A 23441-nucleotide genomic window follows, 5' to 3' on the forward strand; every position below is an offset into this window, starting at 1 on the left:
GGTATTTTATTTCAGCGTTGTTAACAAGTTAACAACGTAATTAATTGTCTTTTATTGTGTTGCAAATGTTAATTTAAAATTGCCGCAATTCCGGGTAAAACTCTCCCTTCTAACATTTCTAACATCGCACCTCCGCCGGTAGAAACATAACTCATTTTTTCTTCTAAGCCGAATTGTTTTACGGCCGCTACTGAATCTCCACCACCAACGAGTGAAAAAGCACCGTTTGCTGTTGACTCAGCAATATAATTTCCTAATGTAATGGTTCCTTTGGCAAAATTTTCCATTTCAAAAACGCCTAATGGTCCGTTCCAAAGTATCGTTTTTGATTCCATGATTACTTGTTTGAAATTTTCTAACGATTTTGGTCCGGCGTCTAAACCTTGCCATCCGTCAGGAATTTCACGAACGTCAACTACTTGAGTATTGGCGTCATTTGAAAAAGCATCGGCTGCAATTACATCAACCGGAATATGTATCTGAACATTTTTTTCTTTGGCCAAACGCAAAATTTCTAGAGCCAAATCTTGTTTATCGTCTTCACAAATCGAATCTCCGATTTTTCCGCCCAAGGCTTTTACGAAAGTAAACGTCATTCCTCCGCCGATTATCATATGGTCTACTTTGTCTAAAATATTTTCAATCACCGTAATTTTTGAAGACACTTTCGAACCTCCAAGTACTGCGGTTACCGGTTTTACTGAATTATTCAACACGCGATTTAAACTGTCAATTTCTTTGGCCAAAAGCATGCCGAAACATTTTTGCGTTGGAAAAAATTGTGCTATTATCGTTGTTGAAGCGTGTGCTCTGTGTGCTGTTCCGAAAGCGTCATTCACATAAATATCACCTAACGAAGCTAATTCTTTGGCGAAATTTTCATCTCCGGCTTCTTCTTCAGCATAAAAACGAAGGTTTTCTAACAGTAAAACTTCACCCGTTTTTAAATTTTTCGCTGCATTTTGAGCCATTTCACCTCTGCAATCTTCCGCAAAAAGAACCTTAACGCCTAAAACTTCTGATGTTTTTGCTACAATATGTCTTAATGAATATTGGTCTTGTTTTCCTTTGGGTCTTCCCAAGTGTGACATCAAAATTACACTTCCTCCATCGGCTAAAATCTTATCTATAGTTGGCTTAGCGGCTTCAATTCGGTTAGCATCGGTAACCTTAAAATTCTCGTCTAACGGCACATTAAAATCAACTCTGATTATCGCTTTTTTGGCTTGGAAATTAAAATCATGAAGTGTTTTCATCTAAAATTTAAGGGATTATGATTCCTTGCAAATATAATAAAATTTAATTTCATCGGTAAATTTTGTGTTTTTATCGATGATTTTTAAGAAAAAATTAAGGTGTAATTTATTTGTTTTCAAATGAATAGTGAATGATTGTCTCCAATTTTATCTAATGGCAATCGTTTAAAATTTCAACTGGTTCCTTATTGATTGCTTTTCTTTTAGCCAAATATTTGCGCTATATTTGCTCTATGCAGTTTTCAGAAATATTGGGTCAGGACTACCTAAAGAAACATCTTGTAACGAGCGCTTTGTCGGGAAGAATTCCGCATGCGCAGTTATTTGTTGGTCCGGAAGGCAGCGGTACTTTGGCCATGGCGATTGCTTATGCCCAATTTGTTTTATGTAATAATATCGGCACTGAAAATAACGGCGGAAATGAAAGCTGTAATTTGAAGTTTCAAACCCTTTCTCACCCTGATTTGCATTTTATTTACCCTAATGTGGCCAACGAAGAGGTAAAATCAAAGCCTAAAAGCGCAGATTTTATCAGTGATTGGCGCGAGTTTGTCTTAAAAAACCCTTACGGGAGTTTGTTTGATTGGTACAAACATTTAGGCGTTGAAAAAAAGCAAGGCATGATACGTGTAGAAGATGCGCAAGATATCCTGAAATCATTAGCTTTAAAATCTTATGAAGGCGGTTATAAAGTGATGATCGTTTGGATGGTGGAAAAGATGAATCTTGAAGCATCCAATAAGCTTTTAAAACTTTTAGAAGAACCTCCGGAGAAAACCCTTTTTATACTAATTGCCGAGAATGAAGAAGATATTATTCAAACTATTCGTTCTCGCTGTCAAGCTTTACATTTTGGCGCATTGCCTGAAACGGTAATAGTCAAAGCGATGAGAGAGCGGTATTTTTTAGATGAATCTTCTGCTTTAAAAGTGGCGCATTTGTCACAAGGAAATTACAACAAAGCGATTCATATTTTAAACAATGATAACAAAGATTTCCCTTTTGAAGAATGGTTTGTGGGTTGGGTCAGAGCGGCCTTCAGAGCCAAAGGAAATGCTGCGGCCATTCACGACTTGATTTCTTGGAGTGAAGAAGTGGCCAGCATTGGCAGAGAAGGACAGAAACAGTTTTTGGCTTACTGTATTGATATGTTCCGTCAGGCACTTTTATTAAACTACCAGGCTGAAAAACTAGTATATTTAGATCCAGAGGTTGATGGCTTTAAATTAGAAAAATTTGCTCCTTTTGTAACCGGAAACAACATCAATGAAATTTTCAAGGAACTATCAGACGCTTCTTACCACATTGAACGAAATGGCAATGCCAAAATAATATTGACTGATTTATCTATAAAATTAACACGATTAATCCATAATAAATAAACCTATGAACAATACAGCTTCAATCTTAGTTTTGCTTTTTTTAGCGGTTACTTTTATACAATCCGCCTATGATAAAGTCTTTGAATGGAAAGGCAATGTAGAATGGCTTAAAGGTCATTTTGCCCAAACCATTCTAAAAAATTATGTACCGATGGCGCTTTTTATAATATTAATATTAGAACTAATCACTGGTGTTTTTAGCCTTGTAGGTTGTGTAGAATTAATGGTTAACGGCGGAAAAACATATGGCAAATATGCGGCAATTTTTTCTTCTATAACACTGATATTGTTGTTGTTAGGACAAAGATTAGCCAAAGATTACGATGGCGCCAGAACTATTGCAATCTACTTTGTTCCTTCTGTTTTGGCCGTTTGGTGGTTGAGTTAAGGCGATTGATAAAAAACAAAAAAAGCCTGAATCAAAATTGATTCAGGCTTTTTTTTACAATTAAAAACTTATTTCTTCTCTTCTTTTTTAGTTTCCGTTTTTTCTTCTTTCTTATCTGAAGATTTGTAATTATCGTTTACCAATTTGATTATTTCTTTGGTGATATCATAACTGTCTTTAGCATACAAAACTGAGGCAACATCTCCAGTACCATAAATATAGTCATATCCTTTTTCCTTGCCGAATTCTTTAATTACCTTTCTGTATTTGCTAACCAACGAATCCATTTCAACACCACTTTCTTGTTGCAATTTCTGAAACATTCCTTGTTGCGCATAACTTAATTCTTGCTCTCGTCTTTGTAATTCAGCACCTTTCTGTTGTGCCCAAACCTGTCCATTAGCTTGAGCATTTTTTTGAAAATTAGCAGCTTCTGATTTCAAACTATTGTATTCAACTTCTAATTGGCTTTCCATCACTTTAGATTGGTCTTTGTATTTTGCTCCAATATCTTTAGCTTCTATAGATTCGTCCATTAATTTTGAGGTATCAATATAAGCGGTTTTAAATTCTTTTGCTTCTGTTGTTTTATTGCATGAAATAATTGAAATTGCTAATGCAAAAAGTAGAACTGTTTTCTTCATTATTTATTGTGATTTGATAAATTTATTTTCGGTTTCAAAAGTATAAAAATAAAAGGCAATAATCTAACGGTAAAAAATGACCTTGTAGAACAATTTTATTGTTATAGAATTTAGTTATGATTAAAACAAAAACAATAATTACCTTTTATTATTTTTGGCTTTAAATAAAGCGTTTTAAGGGCGATTTGTGATTTAGACAACGCTTTGCTTGGTTGGGGCTTTTTTAGTTAAAATTGGGTCTTTAATTTGGTTTTTACTTGTTTTTTAGAATGTAAATGTGCGACGAATATTCATTGGTCTTCTTGCCGCTCAAATTTGACTTCCATCCTACAAAAAAAGCCCTAACAAAATTCATTTTACCTGATCTGTATTTTTCTGAAAGCAAGCTGACATAAAAACTATCAAACTTCATAGGTAAAACTTCAACCAATTTAATTTCCTTCTCAGCAAATAATTTCTCAATAGCCGTTTTAGAGAAATGCCATATGTGTCTTGGCACATCAAACGCTGCCCAATATTTTCCGTAAAAATTGGCATCAAACGATTTAAAATTCGGCACAGCGATAATAATAGTCCCGGTTGGTTTTATTAATCTTTTCAATTCTGAGATATACTCTTCAAGATTGGGCACATGTTCTAAAACATGCCACATGGTAATTACATCAAACGAATTGCTTTCTAATTCTGTTAAACCCTGTGCAAAAGTTACGCCTTTTTGAATAGCTATTCCCTTTGCTTTAGCACTAGGTTCAATACCCGTAATTTGCCAACCATCATTTTTAGCTACCACTAAAAAGTCGCCTGTTCCGGCGCCAATATCTAAAAGTTTTCCTTTTTGAGTTTGTGCATTGATTAATTTGAGTTTGTTTTTAAGAGCAATACCTTTTACAAAATGATAGGCTCTTTCAAACAAAGATCGCTTTCCATCGGTGTGTGAAATGTAGTCGTCGCTTTCATAATAAGACGGTAATTTCTCCAAACTCGGTTTTGGAAATGTAATTAAGATATCATATTCAGGATTGTGATGCAATTCGAAAATTTCTTTAGAAACCGAATAATCTCTAACTTTCTGAAAAAAAATATTATTTTGAAAACTCATATAAACGCTTTATTGATAAGGCTTGGCCAACTTCGTTTCACGTGGAACGCAATTGATGTTAAATTTTAGATATTTGATTTTTGATGGCTGAACTTTAAAATTTATCTTCCCATGTAAATTAATAAAACTGAAATGTCGGCCGGTGAAACACCACTAATTCGCGAAGCTTGTGAAATAGTTACCGGGCGAATGGCGCTTAGTTTTTGTTTGGCTTCTATTGACATGGATTTGATTTTGTGATAATCGAAATTTTCCGGGATCTTAATATCTTCTAAGCGGATAAGCTTTTCGGCATTATTTCTTTCCTTTTCTATATAACCGGAATACTTCACTTGAATTTCAGCTTGCTCAATAATCTCTTTATCCAAATCATTTTCTTGTATGTATTTTTGAACTTTATCAAATTTCAAAATATCATCCAATTCAATTTGAGGACGTGAAAATACTTTAAACATTTTATCTGATTGTGTCATTGGCGCACTTTCTTTTTCGGCTAAAATCGGATTGGCTTCTTCTTGTGTAATACTAGTTTCTTTGAAGAAGTTGACCATTTTTTCGCTTTCATTGAACTTGTGCTCCATTCTTCGCATTCGCTTTTCAGACGCCAAACCAATTTCGAAAGATTTTGGTGTTAATCTAAAATCTGCATTGTCCTGGCGCAACAGTGTTCTGTATTCCGCTCGTGAAGTAAACATGCGGTAAGGTTCTTCTGTGCCTTTGGTAATTAAATCATCTATTAGAACGCCAATATAGGCTTCGTCACGACGAAGAATCATAGGCTCTTGTTCTTTCACTTTTAATGCCGCATTGATTCCGGCCATCATCCCTTGAGAGGCGGCTTCCTCGTAACCGGTTGTTCCGTTGATTTGTCCAGCAAAATACAAGCCTTCAACCAACTTGGTTTCTAAAGTATGTTTTAATTGTGTTGGCGGAAAATAATCGTATTCAATCGCGTAACCGGGACGGAAAAACTTAACTTTCTCAAAACCTTCTACTGAGCGCAATGCTTTAAATTGAATATCTTGAGGTAATGAAGTTGAAAAGCCGTTTACATAAACTTCAACGGTATTCCACCCTTCAGGTTCAACAAAAAGCTGGTGACGTTCTTTATCGGCAAAACGGTTAATCTTATCTTCAATAGATGGACAATATCTTGGCCCTATACTTTTAATTCTGCCGTTAAACATAGGCGAACGATCAAATCCTTCGCGCAAAATATTATGCACTTCATTCGAAGTATAAGTCATGTGACACAACATTTGATGCGACAAAGGTTTGGTTTCATCAGAATAAGAAAACTTATCCGGAATCAAATCTCCGGGTTCTTCACGCATTTTTGAATAGTCTAAAGAACGACCGTCAACTCGTGGCGGCGTTCCGGTTTTCATTCTTCCTGATTCGAAACCAACTTTAATTAAATCTTCGGTTATGCCAAAAGCAGCACTTTCGCCCGCTCTTCCTCCACCAAATTGTTTGTCTCCAATGTGAATCAATCCATTTAAGAAAGTACCATTGGTTAAGACAACCGTTTTAGCTTTAATTTCAATTCCCAACGAAGTGACAATCCCTTCAATCTTGTTATTCTTTATCAAAAGACCTTTGACCATCTCCTGGTAAAAATCGAGATTTTCTGTTCGCTCCAACATTAATCGCCACTCTTCTGCAAAACGCATTCGGTCACTTTGCACTCTTGGCGACCACATGGCCGGACCTTTTGATTTATTCAACATTTTAAATTGCACCGCGGTTTTATCAGAAACAATTCCCGAGTAACCACCAAGCGCATCTATTTCACGAACAATTTGTCCTTTGGCTATTCCGCCCATAGCAGGATTACACGACATCTGAGCTATATTCTGCAAACTCATCGTGACCAACAAAGTTTTACAACCTAAATTAGCCGATGCCGCCGCTGCTTCACAACCCGCATGTCCAGCTCCTACTACTATGGTATCGTATTTTTCTAAAAACATTTTTTATTTTTGTTTCACGTGGAACATTTTCATTTTCTCCTCTTCCTTTTCACGCATTAGTTGTTCGTCTTGTTCAGACTTGTCTTTGTAACCGCAATAATGTAAAACGCCGTGAACCATTACGCGCTTTAATTCATCCTCAAAAGAAACATTGAAATCTTTTGCGTTATCTCGAACTCTTTCTATGGAAATAAAAATATCACCGTGTAGTTCGTTTCCGACAGAATAATCAAAGCTAATGATGTCTGTTAACGTATCATGGTCCAGGTATTGCTGGTTTATCTCCAACAAATAATCATCGTCACAGAAGATGTAATTAATCTCGCCTTCGTTCTTTAATTCGGAGGTAATGACTTTGGAAAGCCAATCGACATAAAGCGATTCATTGTCTAAATTGAAATTTGACTCGTAATTAAAACTAATCATTCTTGATAAAATATTCTTGAACCTTCTGGTTAAAATTGGAGCGCAAAGGTAAGCTTTGTCTATTTAAAATTTCAATACTATTCAAATATTCTTGAAGCTTGCTTGGCAAAGCATTGGCTTGATTATTAAATTCTTTCTTATTCGTTTCCGATTGTCGCTTTTTATCTTCGCCTTGTTGTTGCAAAGCCTTTTCTAATTTTAACAACTCGTATTTCACATTAAGAATCTTTTGAAGCGTTTCGTTATTAAAACCTTTGTTAAGTAATTGCTTCTCGATTTGCTTCATTTGATTTAAGGTGTTTTGACCGTTACCACCAAGACCTTGCTTCTTTAATTCCTTTTCTAAAGCTTCACGCAATTGTTGTTGCTCTTTGTAAATTTCCATGATGGCTTTAGCATCACCTTCGCCGTCTTGACCTTCTTCACCGCCTTTTTCATTCCCTTGGCCTTGTCCTGATTTTCCTCCTTGTTGGCCTTTACCTTCTTTACTTCCTTGCTGACCCTGACCGGGTTTCTCACCTTCTTTTCCATCTTGACCTTCGCCCGGTTTTTCACCTTTCTTCATGCCCTTTTTCATCTTCTCCCCTAAACCATCTTGCTTTTTGATAATATCCGGCAATTGCATGCCGGCACCTTGTCCTTGACCAGGTTTGGGTTTGCCTTGTCCTTGTCCTTGCATTTGCATCTGCATTTGCATGCCATTTAGAATATCACTTAACATATCGGCTAATTTATTAGCAGAAGAAACAGCGTATTGTTGGTGTGAATTTCCCTTTGACACATTAGCTTCCGCCAAATTCTCTAAGGCTTTATCTACGTTGTACTGAACGTTCCCAATTTCCTTTGTGACTTCTTCCGCTATTTTAGGATTCCGTAATGACATGGCAAACAAACTGTCGTCAACATGTTTGAATTGTTGTTTTAAATCTTGTTGGATTTTTAAGTTTTTATTGAACGATGGCGCACCGCGTTTCAAATTTTTAAACTGTTTCATTACATCTTCTTGAGAGAATGAATAAGCCAATAGATTATCTAAAATCTGACGTAACATAGCCACATCTTCTTCCATTTGCTCCATGTCACCGGATTGCATCTGTTCCATCATTTGCTGGCTCATTTGCTTCATCTTTTTGGAAGCGCTTTTTTGCTTTGGCTTTGCTTTGTCTTTTTGTTGCTTTTGCAATTGATCTTTAGCGTTCTTTAAATCTTCGTCTATACTTTTCTCCTTTTCATCCGTATTTTGTAAATCCATAGGAGATTTCAATTCCTTATTGTCTTTGTCTAACTCATTCAACTCTTCTTGAAGTTTGTCAAACTCTTTGTTGATGTCTTCTTGTTTTTCAGCATTGTTCTCCTCATTCTTATCGGCCAATTTATCTTGCTTTTCTGCTAGTTTGTCCAGTTTATCTGCAATCTGCTCAGCCTTTTTTTCCACGTAATAACGCTTGGTTAATTCCACTAATTGCTCTAAACTCTTGGTTTGATTTTTACTGGCTTGTTGGAATTTTTCCATCTTTTCAAACAGCTCTTCTTTACTGATTTTATCATTCAGTTTTTGAAGTTCATCCAAAAGCTTTTGGTTTTTCTCTAATTCTTCTTTGGTTTTCTCTAAGCGTTCTTGCAACAATTCTTTCTTCTCGTCTTTCTTCTCGGTTTTGAATTGCTCCAGATTGTCTTTCATCTTCTCCGAAAACTCTTTCATCAATTCGTCTTGTTGCTTTTGGCGCTGGATAAAATCGTTGACTTTTTGTTGTTCTTTGTAATCCAAGTTGTCTTTCTCTTTACCCATTTTTTGCAGTTTTTCCATTTCGGATAATTGCTTGTCTTGCGCCTTTAAAGATTTAGCCAATGAATTAATGTTGTCGTTTTGCTGTTGCAACATTTCGTCTTGTTTCTCTGTTTCTGTGGTAATTCGGTTGCTGAATACAGCAGACTTGGTGCTTTTCAAACCGTGAATCGCATCATTGTCAAAAATCTCAAAATAGTACTCATAAGAAACACCTTCTTCTACCGGAAGATTACTCGGGAACGAAAACACAAACTGATCGTAAACATCTTTCTTAACGCTTATGAATGCTTTTTTAGGGCTGTTTGGCGTGTCTTTCGGATAATAGACAATTTGCAGCTTAGAAAGTCCGTAATCGTCTGAAACTTGACCCAGAACATAATTCTTATTCACCTTTAAACTATCGGGCGCATTGTTTACGGTAATTGTTGGGAACTGGTCTTTGATAACTGAAATCTGATAATTTAGTTTCTCGTAATTCTGAACCTTATTGTTAGACGTTAAAATTTGATAATCTACATTTTGAAGTATGCTCTTTGACAACGTAAATAGATTGTCTTGTTTGGCAAAAGCAAAACGATTGTTGGCATTCACCCAATCCACTTTTTGCGTCGCCAACGTATTCATTCGCCAAGTAACCTTTGTTCCTTCGGGAATTATGGCGTTTCCGGTTCCTTTAATGACTTCTGATTTTTTGTTCAAATAACTCGGAAAATTTAAAACCATTTCGAAATTGGCTATTGAAGGAACGGTTACCACTTTCAATTCATAATCACGGGAAGAAACCTCATTGGCTTCTATATGAAATTCTAAATCTTCGGATGGTTTAGGAATTACAAATTGAAATTCACCGGCTTTGTTGCTTTCCATAAAATAGCTTTCCTCACCAATGTAAATCATCGCATTCTCCGGAAAAACTTTACCAACGGTTTTGACTTTTACCAAAAAATCTTTGTTTTGTTCAGTTTGCAAATTGTCATTTACCAAGACAAATTCGAAGGGCGCCGGCGGTAAAAACTGTTGTTTAAAATTCACCACACGATTCAAACTTTGGGACAAAATATCACCTTTCCCTGAAATCAGGAAAAACAAAAAGAATAAAATCGGAATCACCGCCAACGGTAAGTACTTCTTATTCTTCCTTAAATTAATAGCATTGCCAAAAGGAATGGGTTGCAACGTACTTGCCTTTTGTTCAATCGACGCCAAAAGCAACTCTGATTTATTTTGGTCTTGAGACAATTGTAAAAAGTTGGTCAACTTATCGCCTACTTCACTAAAATGGTTTCCGATAATGTTGGAAGCTTGGTTGTAATCAATTCCTTTTTGCAATTTGAAAAGCTTGAATATCGGGAAAAGAATAAATCGCAAAAGCAGAAACAATTCCACAACAACGAATAAGGCAAACAAAATAGTTCTCGCCGTTGGTTTCAACCAGAGAAAATATTCCACAAAAAGCGTGAAAATAAAATACAACAAACCTAAGCCAACGAAAAATATGGTTCCGCGCAGCAATTCATTGGTATAAAACTTCCGAATAAAGTCTTCTAACTTTTGATAAATAAGGTTTGATTTTTCCACTTTTCAGCCAATCTTTTTTATAACCGATAAATGTACAATTTTTGGCGAATAACCAACGTTAAAAATTTGCCAATGAAAATTCGTGATTTCTTGGCTAATTAAATTTTATCTTTGCACCAAAATTTTACTAAAATGTCAAGACCTGTTAGAGTTCGTTTTGCCCCAAGTCCGACCGGACCTTTGCACATTGGTGGCGTGAGAACCGCTTTATTCAATTATTTATTTGCCAAAAAACATAACGGTGTTTTCTATTTGAGAATTGAAGATACCGACCAAAATCGCTTCGTTCCCGGGGCGGAACAATATATTTTTGAAGCCTTAGAATGGTTAGGCATTGCGCCAAGCGAAACTGTTGGAAAGAATGAAAAATTCGGACCATACCGTCAAAGCGAAAGAAAACCGTTGTACAAACAATACGCTGATCAATTAGTAAATTCGGGTTGGGCTTACTATGCTTTTGACTCGGCTGAAGCTTTGGATGCGCACAGAAAACAACACGAAGCCGAAGGTAAAACCTTTATTTACAATTGGCATAATCGTGAAAAATTGGATACTTCTTTAGTAATTTCAAATGAAGAAACCGAAAAAAGAATTGCGGCTGGCGAAACTTATGTGATTCGTTTTAAAACGCCTGTGAATGAAACTTTGCATTTGCATGACAGCATTCGAGGTGATTTGAAATTTGAAACCAATTTGCTAGACGACAAAGTTTTGTTCAAATCAGACGGAATGCCAACATATCATTTAGCGAATATTGTCGATGACCATTTGATGGAAACCTCGCATGTAATTCGTGGCGAAGAATGGTTACCATCGATGCCTTTGCATAGTTTATTATACAAAGCCTTTGGTTGGGAAGCACCTGAATTTGCACATTTACCATTGATTTTAAAACCAATTGGTAACGGAAAATTATCGAAACGCGATGGCGATAAAATGGGCTTTCCGGTATTTCCATTAGAATGGAAAAGTGAAGAAGGCGTTTCCTCGGGTTACCGAGAAAAAGGATTTTTCCCGGAAGCTGTGGTTAACTTTTTGGCACTATTAGGCTGGAATGACGGAACCGAACAGGAACTGTTTTCTTTGGAAGAACTGACTCAAAAGTTCGATTTAAACCGAGTGCACAAAGCCGGAGCCAAATTTGATCCGGAGAAAAACAAATGGTTCAACCACCAATACTTGCAAAAACAAAGTGATGAAAGTTTGGCAAAAGCCTTTGCGCCTACTTTGTTTGAAAAAGGAATCACAATTGAAAACAATAAACTGGTTAGAATCGTTTCTTCGATAAAAGAACGTGCTAATTTTGTTTCAGAATTTTGGGATTTAGCCGATTATTTCTTTGTGGCACCAACTTCGTATGATGAAAAAGCCGCTAAGAATTGGAAAGAAGACACGCCGAATTTGATGCAACAATTGATTTCTGTTTTGGAAAATGTGGGCGAATTCTCTTCGGCAAACATTGAAACTATCGTAAAAGATTGGATGACCAATAACGAAATCGGTATGGGAAAAGTGATGCAGCCCTTCCGTTTGAGTTTGGTTGGAGCATTAAAAGGACCGCATTTGTTTGATATAGTGGAACTCATTGGCAAAGAAGAAACCATCAAGCGACTGGAGAAAGCGATTGCAACGTTATAAAAAGAAAAGTCCCGATTAACTCGGGACTTTTCTTTTTATAAATTAATAATCACTTGTCCATTAATACTTCCCAAGTTTCCTTTAAACTTATCTCCATTATTTAAAGCTTGTAAAGCATCGTCTTTGTTGAGCTTGTTTAGAATATTGGTAAAGCCGTATTCATAAAAAATTACCGCTCTGATGGTTCTGCTTCCGGCAGAACATCCTAAATAAAAATTACCGCTTACGGGTGAAATATCTACAATCTGATTGGCGGTCAACAAAGTTCCTTTTAAGAGTCGGTTTTCATCGGTTGGATCTACTTTGAGCTTACCGTTGATTTGCAACACCGGACCAAAATCTAACGAAACATGGTCTTCTACTACATTATAACTGAATAATAAACGCACTTGAACACCTTGAACATTGTATTTGATATCTTGATCAAAAGAGGATTTTAAGGAAAAATTACTGGTGAAAAACTGCATGCCGTAAATCATACTCCAATTGTTATAATAATTCCCTCGAACAGAAAGTCCACCGGCAAAACCCATTCCGGGGCTGGCTTTAAAATTATCGGTAAATAAAGTAGTTTGTGAAATTCCGGCTGAAATACCTATACGATTTCCGTCTCTATTGCCGTATTGTGCATAACCCAATGTTGTGGCCAACAACAAAAGGATGATAAGATTTTTGTTCATGAAATGATGACAGTTAATTTGTAACAAACATACATATATTTCGTATAAACACCGTATTAACAATTTAAATAATAAACAATGGATGTTTTTTTAATTGCCTTTTTAGTCTTTGGTCTTTTAGTATTGTTCTCTTGCTTTTTTACTGTAAAGCAACAAACCGCTGTGGTGATTGAACGTTTTGGTAAGTTTTTAAGCATCCGAAACTCGGGTTTACAACTTAAAATTCCTATCATTGACCGAATTGCCGGTCGAGTGAATTTAAGAATTCAACAATTGGATGTTATCATCGAAACCAAAACTAAAGACAACGTATTCGTAAAAATGAAAGTATCAGTTCAGTTCAAAGTGATACAAGAAAAAGTATACGAAGCATTTTATAAATTAGAATATCCGCACGATCAAATCACTGCTTATGTGTTTGATGTAGTTCGTGCCGAAGTGCCTAAACTTAAATTAGACGATGTTTTTGAAAGAAAAGACGATATTGCGATTGCCGTTAAACGCGAATTGAACGAAGCTATGATGGCTTATGGATATGACATCATCAACACTTTGGTGACCGATATTGATCCGGATATTCAAGTAAAAAATGCGATGAACAGAATCAATGCGGCCGATAGAGAAAAAACTGCCGCCGAATTCGAATCAGAAGCCCAAAGAATCCGTATTGTGGCCAAAGCCAAAGCCGAAGCCGAAAGCAAACGTTTACAAGGGCAAGGTATCGCCGACCAAAGAAGAGAAATTGCGCGTGGATTGGTAGAAAGTGTGGAAGTATTGAACAATGTGGGCATCAATTCACAGGAAGCTTCCGCTTTAATCGTGGTTACGCAACATTATGATACTTTACAAGCTATTGGCGCTGATACCAACTCGAATTTAATCTTGTTACCAAATTCACCTCAAGCCGGAAGCGATATGTTGAATAACATGGTGGCAAGTTTTACAGCCAGTAATCAAGTAGGTGAAGTCATGAAAAATACTCCGAAACGCATTAAAAAGAAAAATGACCACACGTCAACCGATTATAATCCTTCGGATACTTCTAATCCTACTGAGGAAGTATAAAGAGAATTTAAAACCAAAATAAAAGAGGCTTAATCGCCTCTTTTTCTGTTTATAAACCAACTGATGGCATAAGGAATCAAAATCTTTAAAATCATGCCGAAAGTCCCGGAAAAAACTTTTTTGTAAACCGAATAAAACCCTTCTAAAGGTTCAGAAGGAATTATGCTTTCTTTGGTTTTATCAAAGCTAAGCTTCATCTTCTGATAATAGATTTCCTTTTCCAGTTTCAGAATTTCTAAATCGTGCTCGATTTCGGCGTAGGAGGAATATTTTTTTGGCTCCATAATTAGTCGTTAAAAAATATTTCGGAGAATTTCTCTAAAATTGGCCCTTCGACAATTTTATCTTTGACTAAAAATAAAAGCATCGCTAAAACCAAATAAATGCCGGCCACTGCCAAAAATCCTAAAGGATAACTATCGAACATTTTTCCCAAAGCCAATGCTCCGGCTATCGAAACAAAAAGTAAAACAATCGTCAGGCAAAGGGCAATCAGCATAAACTTGACCATCAAAGTCGTTGACTTCATAGCCACTTTAAAACCCCAAAGTTTGTAGTAAGCTATACTGCTTTCCATATACGCTTTGGCATTTTCCTGAATGTCTTCTACATTTTCTTTGATTTCTTCAAAAGCCATTATTTCTGCAATTTGGCATTTTGTTTTTTTAGCTCGGCCAATTTTTCTTCCAAAAAGGAAATGGCTTCTTCAGCTTTGTAACTCGATTTTGAAAGGAGGTTTTCAACCGTTTCTTTCAGTTCGTCTTTGGACTGCGAAAATTTTTCTTTGGCTTCTTCTTCAAATGAACCAAACTTCGATTTGACATCCTCTTTCAAATCATCAAAACTGCCTTTGATTTTTTCTCTTGTTTTGGAACCTTTATCAGGAGCAAATAAAATTCCGATTCCAACTCCTATCGCAGCACCGGCTAAAAGAGCCAAAATGCTATCACTACTTTTACCAGACATAATTTTGTGTTTTTAATTTTACTAAAGTTACGAAAATTTTAACCAAAGGCCGTTAATAAGCCGTTAAATGACGAAAAATGATTTTAAAGCGATATAAAAGCGGTTCGCTTTAGACGGCATAAAATGACCTTCCGAAATTTTAAAAATCCAACAAAATCAATTTATGAAAGCTGATTTTAATTAGTTGAAATTATATATTTTATTCTTATGATAGTTTTTAATAATAATAGAAAAAGCCTGCTATTACACAGGCTTTCCATTTATAAAATCTATTCGAAAATTATTCTTTGCTTTCTACTTTGGCCCAAGTATCTCTTAAGCCAACCGTTTTATTAAAAACCAATTTTTCGGGAGAAGAATCTTTGTCTACACAAAAATATCCTAACCGTTGGAATTGGAATTGGTCTAAATTTTTTGCCGATTGCAAACTTGGTTCCACATAACCGGTAATTACTTCCAAAGAATTCGGGTTGATGAATTCTTTAAAGTCGATTTCTTTGTTGCCATCCGGACTTTCATGTGAAAATAAACGGTCGTATATCCTCACTTCCGCCGGAATTGCATGATTTATAGAAACCCAATGAATCGTTCCTTTTACTTTGCGTTGAGAAGCTTCAGTACCACTTCCGCTGCGGGAATCGGTGTCATAAGTACAATGAATTTCGGTGATATTTCCGTCGGCATCTTTGACAACACTTTCCCCTTTAATGATGTAAGCATTTTTCAAACGAACTTCGGTTCCTAAAGTTAAGCGGAAAAATTTCTTATTTGGTTCTTCCTGAAAATCTTCTCTTTCGATGTATAATTCTTTAGAAAAAGGCACTTTTCTATAGGTCATTACTTCCTCTTCCGGGTTGTTTTCGGCTTCTAACCATTCTTCCTGACCTTCAGGATAATTGGTAATGACCAACTTCACCGGATTCAAAACTGCCATTACACGAGGTGTGGTTTTATTCAATTCTTCGCGAACGCAAAACTCTAAAAGCGAAACATCAATCAAGTTTGTACGCTTAGCAATTCCGATAGTCTTGGCAAAATTTCGGATCGCCATTGGCGGATAACCGCGACGACGCATTCCCGAAATCGTGCTCATTCTTGGGTCATCCCAACCGGTAACGTGTTTTTCTTCAACCAATTGTAATAGTTTGCGTTTAGAAACTACGGTATGAGACAAGTTTCTGCGAGCAAATTCTCTTTGCTTTGGACGCACTTTGGTTGAATCATACACTTGGTCTAAAAACCAGTCGTATAATTCACGGTGCGGCAAGAACTCAAGTGTACAAAACGAGTGTGATATTTGTTCCAAATAATCGCTTTCCCCATGAGCCCAATCGTACATTGGATAAATACACCAATCATTTCCGGTACGATGATGATGTGAATGTAGAATACGGTACATAATCGGATCACGCATCAACATATTGTTGTGTGACATATCAATTTTGGCGCGAAGAATGTGAGTTCCATTTGGAAATTCACCATTTTTCATTCTTTCAAACAAGTCTAAATTCTCCTCTACAGAACGGTTTCTGTAAGGTGAATTGGTTCCGGCTTGTGTGGGTGTTCCTTTTTGCTTGGCCATTTCTTCCGAAGATTGGCTATCCACATAAGCTTTTCCTTTTTTGATAAACTCAACAGCCCAATCATATAATTGTTGGAAATAATCCGAAGCATAACATTCCGTATCCCATTGATATCCCAACCATTCGATGTCTTTTTTAATTGCATCAACGTATTCCTGCTCTTCTTTAGCCGGATTGGTATCATCAAAACGCAAATTCACAGGCGCCTGATAATCAATTCCTAAACCAAAGTTTAAACAAATCGCACTGGCATGACCCACGTGTAAATACCCGTTAGGTTCCGGTGGAAAACGAAAACGCAACTTGTCTTTAGACAAACCGTTTTTCATATCTTCTTCGATAATTTGTTCGAGGAAATTAAGTGACTTCTCTTCTGTTGACATATTCAAAATTTTGAGTCGCAAAGTTATCAAATTTGTTGGTTATTTGGTTATGCGTTCATTTGGTTATTTGACATTTTGAAAAGAGAAATGTAAATATTTAGTACATTTATCGAATAAACAAATTACCAAATCCAGAAATTAACTTCAAAAATGGGAACTATTAAATTGCAAAATATCAGAACTTTTTCCTTTCACGGTTGTTTGGAAGAAGAAGGCAGAATTGGTTCGGATTACCGAGTTGATTTGGAAATCAAGACCGATTTGAGAAAATCTTCGATTACTGATGACCTCAAAGACACGGTTGATTATGTACTTTTGAACAAAATTGTAGAAGAAGAAATGGCCATTCGCTCCAAGTTATTGGAACATGTTGCGCATAGAATCGTAACACGAATCTTCAAAGAAATCCCTGCGGTTTCAAGAATTCTATTAGCCGTTTCCAAGCTTAATCCACCAATTGGCGGTGATGTTGAAGCGATTACCATTGAAATGGAAGAATATCGTAGTTAAGTGTGATTTGCAAAGTTGGAAGTACAAAGTAGTAAAAGAAAACTTTTTGCCTTTTGCCTTTTGCCTTTTAACTTTTTTAGTATATTTGCCGTCCAACTGGCATCGTGGCCGAGCGGCTAGGCACCGGTCTGCAAAACCGTATACTCCGGTTCGAATCCGGACGATGCCTCTAAAGAGTTACTAGAAATAGTAGCTCTTTTTTATGTTTAATTTTTAGAAAAAATTAATTAAAGTTATGTTCGAATCCGGACTGTGCCTCTAAAACCTTTAAGGAAACTTGGAGGTTTTTTTATGGGTTAATTTTTAGAAAAGATTAATTAAAGATTATGTTCGAATCCGGACGTTGGTTGCGATAAAGCTCTAAAAAAAAGGAAGGTTTTATAAGTAATTATTATGGAAAATTCCGGATAAACCCTAGCCAAGTATTTGTTACAAACGGCTGTTATGGGCTGGGCTTATTTATAATTTTAGCCAAGAAATAAATTGAATTTCTCCACAAGGCTTATCATATTCAAAAATGCCCTTCTCATAAGCTTGTTTGTAAATAGATGGGATTTTATCAAATCTCTTCTTTCTCATCTTATCATTTTTTTTGAGTGTTGCAAAGCAATCACCTCCCGAATAGAGCATCACAATTTCCAGTTTTTTACATTCAGAATCAAATACTATTGGAGTTTGTTCGAGTCCAGCAAACATAAAAGTTACTTTTTTGACTTCTCTATCAAGTTCAATTTTAAATTCTCCATTTAAATTTGTAGTTGCAATAAGTGAATCACTAACTCTCAACTCTACACCAGGCAAAGTATTCAAATCTTGGTCAATCACTTTTCCAGTAATTGATGTAGACTTTTGTCCAAAGCAAACTTGGATTAAACAAATACAAAGTACTATAAATACAATTTTTTTCATTGCAGGGAGTTTAGCCATGCTCACAACTAAGCATTAATTCTCTCCTTCCAACTTTTCAAAAGCAGAATTGACAATTTTTTGCTCTTTAGGAAACCAGGCTTGAGATAGTAAAACAACACCACAAATGATTAATGCGATACTGATTACTTTCTTAATTAAAAGGATATTCTTTGGATTAAGCTTGCTTCGTAATTGTTTGGCCAGTATTATTTTAAACAAATCAGTAATAAAATAAACAATGATTAAAGTCGCAAAAAAGGTAATCATTCTCGAGGCTTTTAATTCCAATTGCGGACCAATGGTAATTAAAATAGCCAACCAAAATCCGAGGACACCAATGTTGATGAAGTTTAAGAAAAAGCCTTTGATGAATAGCGAAAAGTAATTGGTTTTTGCTAATTCTTTAGGGTCAATTTCATCGATAGTTTTACGAGATTCTTTTTTGTTTTTGATGAATGAAATAATACCATAAGTTAACATAACTAAACCACCAAAAATAAACAATGCCGGATCATCTTTGATACTTTGAATCAAACGATAACTACTAAAAAAAGCTATCAGAATAAATATAATATCAGCTAAAACTACCCCTAAATCAAACACTACAGCAGCTCTGAATCCTTTGACTACACTGGTTTCCAGGAGTACAAAAAAAACAGGTCCAATCATAAAACTTAAGAAAAATCCAAGCGGAATGGCAGATAAAATATCGTTTAGGAAAATCATGGTTTGAGTTTTGACAATGCAAGTTAGAATTAAATTTTAACAATTTAAAACTATTTCTATTTTGCTTCTTCTATACTTCCGCCGGCAATAACTTTTTGATTAATTTGTTTGGGTTTCCCATAAATAGTAATATCACCACCGGCTCTAACTTTTGCTTCTACTAATTCAGTAGCAAATATATCTGCTTGTCCGCCTGCATTAGCGGTAATTGTTGTTTGTTCTGTCTTCAATTTTTCCGCTTCATAAATTCCGCCCGAATTCACTAAAACATCTTGATTTTCAGCTGTTCCTTCTAAAGTAATTTTGGAACCATTGGCTACGCGAACGTTCAATTTTTTTGTTTCTAAAATCAATTTTACTTGTGAACCTTCTTTAGCATTGATATCAAAACTAATAGCTTCTAATTGATCACCACATGCTATTCGAGAACCTTCATTGGCTTCAACAGCAGTAAGATTATCGAAATAAACTGTCACCGAAATATGATCACCACCTAATAATTTATTTAACGGCATTCTGATTTTTAATTCGCCGTTTTTATTGACCAATTCTACTTCATTACTTTCTTTCCCATCGACAACTACTTTGTTTTCATTGCTTTTTACTAACAAAACATCAATCTGATCAAAAGAAGTTACTTTGGTAAAATCACCTACTTTTTTTTCTACTTGTCCGAAAGCTATCGAACTGAAAATTAAAAAACTGTAAACTAAACTTTTCATACTATTCATTTCTTCTGATAAAATGGAAATCCAATTGTTTTTTGACTAAATCGGCATTTTTAACTTTGACATACACTTCATCGCCTAACTGTAGCAAGGCTTTAGAAACCTGACCTACTAAAGCATATTGCTTTTCATCAAATACATAATAATCTTCTTTGATTTCACGAATTCTGACCATGCCTTCGCATTTATTTTCGATGATTTCTACGTAAATTCCCCATTCGGTTACCCCTGAAATTACCCCTAAAAACTCTTGGTCTTTATGGTCTTGCATGTATTTGACTTGCATATATTTGACAGAATCTCTTTCGGCTTGTGCGGCCAAACCTTCCATATCGCTGGAATGCGCGCATTTTTCTTCGTATTCTTCTTGGCTGACACTTTTTCCACCATCGAGATAAAATTGCAACAAACGATGTGCCATCACATCCGGGTAACGACGAATAGGCGACGTAAAATGACTGTAAAAATCAAAAGCCAATCCATAATGACCAATATTTTCGGTAGAATATTTCGCCTTACTCATACTTCGAATCGTCAATGTATCAACTAAATTTTGTTCTTTTTTTCCATTGACTTCATTCAATAAATTATTCAACGATTTAGAAATATCCTGTTTGGATTTCATATTAATCGAATACCCAAATTTTGAAATCACCGTTTGAAGGTTAATTAACTTGTCTTCATTGGGTTCGTCGTGAATACGATAAACAAAAGTTTTCTTTTGTTTGCCTATAAATTCCGCTACTTTTCGGTTGGCCAACAACATGAATTCTTCAATCAAATGATTAGCATCTTTAGAGATTTTAAAGAACACACCAACCGGTTCTGCCTCGGCATTCAAATTGAATTTAACTTCTACTTTGTCAAATGAAATAGCTCCGGCGGCCATTCTTTTTCGGCGTAAAATTTTAGCTAATTCGTCTTGTTTTAGAGTGGCTGCTACAATTTCGGCCGGTACTTTGTATTCTTTTCCGGTTAAAGAAATTTCAGCCGGAATAATATCGCTTTTAGTTTCAATAATGTGCTGCGCTTCCTCATAAGCAAAGCGTTGGTCAGAAAAAATTACGGTTCTTCCAAACCATTGATTTATTACTTCTGCTTTCGGGGTTAATTCGAATACCGCTGAAAAAGTATACTTTTCTTCTTGAGGTCGAAGTGAACAGGCAAAATTTGACAATACTTCAGGTAACATAGGAACTACTCTATCTACCAAATACACTGACGTAGCTCGTTTATAAGCTTCATCATCGAGTATAGTTCCTTCTTTTAAATAGTGTGAAACATCGGCTATATGTACACCAATTTCATAGTTTCCGTTTTCTAAAACCTGAAACGACAAAGCATCATCAAAATCTTTAGCGTCTTTCGGATCTATGGTGAAGGTTAAAACCTTTCGCATGTCACGACGTTTTGCAATTTCTTCCTGAGTGATAGAAGTATCAATTTTGTTAGCAAAAGCTTCTACTTCAATCGGGAAATCATACGGTAAACCATATTCGGCTAAAATGGCATGAATTTCAGTATTGTGTTCGCCGGGTTTTCCTAAAACTTTAATCACAGAACCAAAAGGCGAATCAGCTTTCGTTGGCCAATCTTCTAATTTGACTAAAACTACATCACCATGTTCGGCTTCGCCTAATTTATTTTTTGGGATAAAAATATCCGTGTACATTTTAGCATTTGCTGTAGTTACAAAACCAAAATTCTTTTGAATATCAATTACACCTACAAATTCTTCTTTGTGTCTTTCTAAAATTTCTAAGACTTCAGCTTCAGGCTTTCTTGAACTTCTTCTGTCGTAAACATAAGCTTTTACGGTATCTCCGTCTAAAGCATGATTCAAATTTACAAATGGTACAAAAACATCGTGTTCTAATTCGTCACAAACAAAATAAGCCGTTTTGCGCGAGGTCATATCAATCGTTCCTTCGTAGTATTTTTGACTGCTGGCTTTGACTAAGTACTTTCCGGGTTCGGATTCTATAATCAGTTTTTGTGCGGCTAAAATCTTTAAATCTTTGATAATTTCATTTCTGCTTTTGGTATCATCCAGTTCCAGGATTGCAGCTATTTGTTTGTAGTTGAATGGTTTATTAGCATTCTTGGATAATATTTTAAAAATCTTTTCAGAAAATGTTTTAGTATTCTTTCCGAATTTTTTTGGTTTCTTACTCATTGTATCTTTTTATGTGTGTGTTAATATTTTTCATAGGAACACATAGAATATAGCTTATACAAATATTGATTTCTTTTCTAAAATAGTTAAGCTATATTTCAATTAATGCTGAAAATTACGAAATAGTAATTAGTAAATAGTAATTAGTGATTAGTTTTAATTAAAAAATAACAATTTGTATCTTTATAAAAACTATAAAAGATGACCGAATTTATAACGATTGCTACTTTTAATTTCGCTCATGAAGTGATGGTTTTAAAAACCATTTTAGACCGAGAAGGTATTCCGTATTTGTTTCAAAATGAAAACCTGGTTTCGATAGATCCTTTCGCAAGTTTGGCTTATGGCGGCATCCAATTAAAAATTCATCCTAACGATATTGAAACTGTTCAAACTATTTTAGATGACCTAAATAATAATTTAAAAATCGTTTAAAATTTCAAAGTTGTCAACATTTATTAAAAACAACAAAAAAGAATTTTTAAAAATTTAAATTTTATGATGGTTATTATAGGGTGTTAATAGTTGTAATAACTTTTTTAGAATCACTGTATTTTAAAAGTTATCGAAACTTATACAGAGAAATTAACAATCATATAACTCAATAAAGTTCTTAAAATGAGCAAATTTTTGATAGTTGTCAACAGTTGTTAACAGGTAAAAAAACATCCTTTTTTTTGATAAGTTTAAGAATAGATTTTTGTTGAAAACTCACTTTTTTATGCTGATAATTTTACCAAAAAAAACGCAAACTAAATTTGATTTTCTCGTTTCAATTTTTGTTTAGAAAAAAAAGTTTACCTTCTCAAAAAACTTCTGATTTTCTATCCAAAGTTGTTAACAATTCATGTTAATTTAAAGTTAACTGATTATCAAGTATTTGCAAAATGCTATTAACATGGTATAATTTTAACATTTATATTGAAATTTACGCAATGATTTTCAAATAGTTATAGAAATAGTTTAGTCAATAAAAAATCTTAGATTTTAAAAATCAACTAGTTACAATAAAGTAAAAATCTAACCGATTGTTTCCTTAAATTTGTACTCACAACACAAATAAAAAAAAATGAAAATTTCTATCGGAAACGATCACGCCGGACCGGATTACAAAAAAGCCATTGTCACATTTTTAGAACAAAAAGGTTATCAAATTTTTAACCACGGAACTGATACTTTTGACAGTGTGGATTATCCTGATTTTGGTCACCCGGTTGCTATTGATGTGGAAACTAAAAAAGCTGATTTTGGTATCGTAATTTGCGGTTCCGGAAACGGAATAGCCATGTCAGCTAACAAACACCAAGGCATCCGCGCCGCACTTTGTTGGACCAAAGAAATTGCCGCTTTAGCACGTCAACATAATGATGCTAATGTGATTAGTATTCCGGCAAGATACACTTCTATCCAGCAAGCTGTAGATATGGTAGACACTTTTTTAAATACTGCTTTCGAAGGCGGAAGACACGCCACGAGAGTGGATAAAATAAGTTGTAATTAATCCTAATGATATCCGACCTAAATAATTTTAATGAAGTTAAT

Annotated in this window: 22 protein-coding genes and 1 tRNA gene; 8 read left to right on the forward strand and 15 right to left on the reverse strand. The window is 35.2% G+C overall.

What is annotated here, in order from left to right:
* Positions 1 to 68 precede the first annotated feature (68 nt).
* Positions 69 to 1256, reverse strand: coding sequence for a phosphoglycerate kinase (locus tag P7V56_RS02300; RefSeq protein ID WP_171221286.1), 1188 nt, complete (start codon positions 1254 to 1256; stop codon positions 69 to 71).
* A 233-nt stretch (positions 1257 to 1489) separates the two neighbouring features.
* On the opposite strand from P7V56_RS02300, the gene P7V56_RS02305 reads away from it, so the two are divergent.
* Together P7V56_RS02305 and P7V56_RS02310 are read left to right on the forward strand one after the other, a co-directional pair.
* Positions 1490 to 2638, forward strand: coding sequence for a DNA polymerase III subunit (locus P7V56_RS02305; RefSeq protein WP_171221285.1), 1149 nt, complete (start codon positions 1490 to 1492; stop codon positions 2636 to 2638).
* 4 nt (positions 2639 to 2642) lie between these two features.
* Positions 2643 to 3026 (forward strand): DoxX family protein, encoded by a 384-nt coding sequence (locus tag P7V56_RS02310; protein ID WP_171221284.1) that lies wholly within the window; start codon positions 2643 to 2645, stop codon positions 3024 to 3026.
* A gap of 68 nt (positions 3027 to 3094) precedes the next feature.
* Here P7V56_RS02310 and P7V56_RS02315 read toward each other — a convergent pair whose 3' ends face one another.
* From P7V56_RS02315 to P7V56_RS02335, 5 genes are all read right to left on the reverse strand, one after another.
* Entirely contained in the window at positions 3095 to 3670 is a 576-nt protein-coding gene (locus P7V56_RS02315) for an OmpH/Skp family outer membrane protein (protein WP_171221283.1), read from the reverse strand.
* Between the two features lie 253 nt (positions 3671 to 3923).
* Entirely contained in the window at positions 3924 to 4769 is an 846-nt protein-coding gene (locus tag P7V56_RS02320; RefSeq protein WP_171221282.1) for a class I SAM-dependent methyltransferase, read from the reverse strand.
* 101 nt (positions 4770 to 4870) lie between these two features.
* The gene (gene mnmG, locus P7V56_RS02325) at positions 4871 to 6742 is read right to left on the reverse strand and encodes a tRNA uridine-5-carboxymethylaminomethyl(34) synthesis enzyme MnmG (RefSeq protein WP_171221281.1); all 1872 of its coding nucleotides are present in this window, start codon (positions 6740 to 6742) and stop codon (positions 4871 to 4873) included.
* Positions 6743 to 6745: 3 nt separating this feature from the next.
* Positions 6746 to 7168, reverse strand: a complete 423-nt coding sequence (ybeY, locus tag P7V56_RS02330) for an rRNA maturation RNase YbeY (protein WP_171221280.1) — start codon at positions 7166 to 7168, stop codon at positions 6746 to 6748.
* The gene (locus tag P7V56_RS02335) at positions 7161 to 10535 is read right to left on the reverse strand and encodes a DUF4175 family protein (protein ID WP_171221279.1); all 3375 of its coding nucleotides are present in this window, start codon (positions 10533 to 10535) and stop codon (positions 7161 to 7163) included. Before P7V56_RS02335 ends, ybeY begins: the two co-directional genes overlap by 8 nt.
* A gap of 132 nt (positions 10536 to 10667) precedes the next feature.
* On the opposite strand from P7V56_RS02335, the gene gltX reads away from it, so the two are divergent.
* Complete coding sequence (gene gltX / locus P7V56_RS02340) at positions 10668 to 12173, forward strand: glutamate--tRNA ligase (RefSeq protein WP_171221278.1); 1506 nt, start codon at positions 10668 to 10670, stop codon at positions 12171 to 12173.
* A 35-nt stretch (positions 12174 to 12208) separates the two neighbouring features.
* Here the strand turns inward: gltX and P7V56_RS02345 are convergent, their stop codons facing one another.
* Complete coding sequence (locus P7V56_RS02345) at positions 12209 to 12853, reverse strand: PorT family protein (RefSeq protein ID WP_171221277.1); 645 nt, start codon at positions 12851 to 12853, stop codon at positions 12209 to 12211.
* Between the two features lie 78 nt (positions 12854 to 12931).
* Here P7V56_RS02345 and P7V56_RS02350 point away from each other — a divergent pair, with 78 nt between their 5' ends.
* On the forward strand, positions 12932 to 13918 hold the full coding sequence (locus P7V56_RS02350; protein WP_171221276.1) for an SPFH domain-containing protein: 987 nt from the start codon (positions 12932 to 12934) through the stop codon (positions 13916 to 13918).
* A 29-nt stretch (positions 13919 to 13947) separates the two neighbouring features.
* Here P7V56_RS02350 and P7V56_RS02355 read toward each other — a convergent pair whose 3' ends face one another.
* The 4 genes from P7V56_RS02355 to P7V56_RS02370 form a co-directional block, all read right to left on the reverse strand.
* On the reverse strand, positions 13948 to 14202 hold the full coding sequence (locus tag P7V56_RS02355) for a DUF6327 family protein (protein WP_171221275.1): 255 nt from the start codon (positions 14200 to 14202) through the stop codon (positions 13948 to 13950).
* A gap of 2 nt (positions 14203 to 14204) precedes the next feature.
* On the reverse strand, positions 14205 to 14555 hold the full coding sequence (locus tag P7V56_RS02360) for a competence protein (RefSeq protein WP_171221274.1): 351 nt from the start codon (positions 14553 to 14555) through the stop codon (positions 14205 to 14207).
* Entirely contained in the window at positions 14555 to 14884 is a 330-nt protein-coding gene (locus tag P7V56_RS02365) for a YtxH domain-containing protein (protein ID WP_171221273.1), read from the reverse strand. Before P7V56_RS02365 ends, P7V56_RS02360 begins: the two co-directional genes overlap by 1 nt.
* A 280-nt stretch (positions 14885 to 15164) precedes the next feature.
* A complete protein-coding gene (locus P7V56_RS02370) occupies positions 15165 to 16850 on the reverse strand; it encodes a glutamine--tRNA ligase/YqeY domain fusion protein (protein WP_171221272.1) in 1686 nt (561 codons plus the stop codon).
* Positions 16851 to 17000: 150 nt separating this feature from the next.
* Between P7V56_RS02370 and folB the strand changes: the two genes are divergently transcribed.
* Together folB and P7V56_RS02380 are read left to right on the forward strand one after the other, a co-directional pair.
* Positions 17001 to 17360: a dihydroneopterin aldolase gene (gene folB, locus P7V56_RS02375; protein ID WP_171221271.1), complete on the forward strand. Its 360-nt coding sequence runs from the start codon at positions 17001 to 17003 to the stop codon at positions 17358 to 17360.
* Positions 17361 to 17458: 98 nt separating this feature from the next.
* A tRNA-Cys gene (locus P7V56_RS02380) sits at positions 17459 to 17529 on the forward strand.
* A 290-nt stretch (positions 17530 to 17819) separates the two neighbouring features.
* On the opposite strand, the gene P7V56_RS02385 is transcribed toward P7V56_RS02380, so the two are convergent.
* Genes P7V56_RS02385 through rnr form a run of 4 tightly spaced genes read right to left on the reverse strand, consistent with a single transcriptional unit; the run spans position 17820 to position 21899 of the window.
* Entirely contained in the window at positions 17820 to 18269 is a 450-nt protein-coding gene (locus P7V56_RS02385) for a peptidase associated/transthyretin-like domain-containing protein (protein WP_171221270.1), read from the reverse strand.
* Positions 18270 to 18302: 33 nt separating this feature from the next.
* On the reverse strand, positions 18303 to 18995 hold the full coding sequence (locus P7V56_RS02390; protein ID WP_171221269.1) for a LysE family translocator: 693 nt from the start codon (positions 18993 to 18995) through the stop codon (positions 18303 to 18305).
* Positions 18996 to 19051: 56 nt separating this feature from the next.
* The gene (locus P7V56_RS02395) at positions 19052 to 19717 is read right to left on the reverse strand and encodes a head GIN domain-containing protein (protein WP_171221268.1); all 666 of its coding nucleotides are present in this window, start codon (positions 19715 to 19717) and stop codon (positions 19052 to 19054) included.
* Position 19718: 1 nt separating this feature from the next.
* A complete protein-coding gene (rnr, locus tag P7V56_RS02400; protein WP_171221267.1) occupies positions 19719 to 21899 on the reverse strand; it encodes a ribonuclease R in 2181 nt (726 codons plus the stop codon).
* Positions 21900 to 22100: 201 nt separating this feature from the next.
* Between rnr and P7V56_RS02405 the strand changes: the two genes are divergently transcribed.
* Together P7V56_RS02405 and rpiB are read left to right on the forward strand one after the other, a co-directional pair.
* Entirely contained in the window at positions 22101 to 22334 is a 234-nt protein-coding gene (locus tag P7V56_RS02405) for a DUF2007 domain-containing protein (protein ID WP_171221266.1), read from the forward strand.
* Between the two features lie 634 nt (positions 22335 to 22968).
* Positions 22969 to 23400, forward strand: a complete 432-nt coding sequence (rpiB, locus tag P7V56_RS02410) for a ribose 5-phosphate isomerase B (protein ID WP_171221265.1) — start codon at positions 22969 to 22971, stop codon at positions 23398 to 23400.
* Positions 23401 to 23441: the final 41 nt, after the last annotated feature.

Source organism: Flavobacterium sp. IMCC34852 (assembly GCF_030643905.1).
GTDB lineage: Bacteria > Bacteroidota > Bacteroidia > Flavobacteriales > Flavobacteriaceae > Flavobacterium > Flavobacterium rivulicola.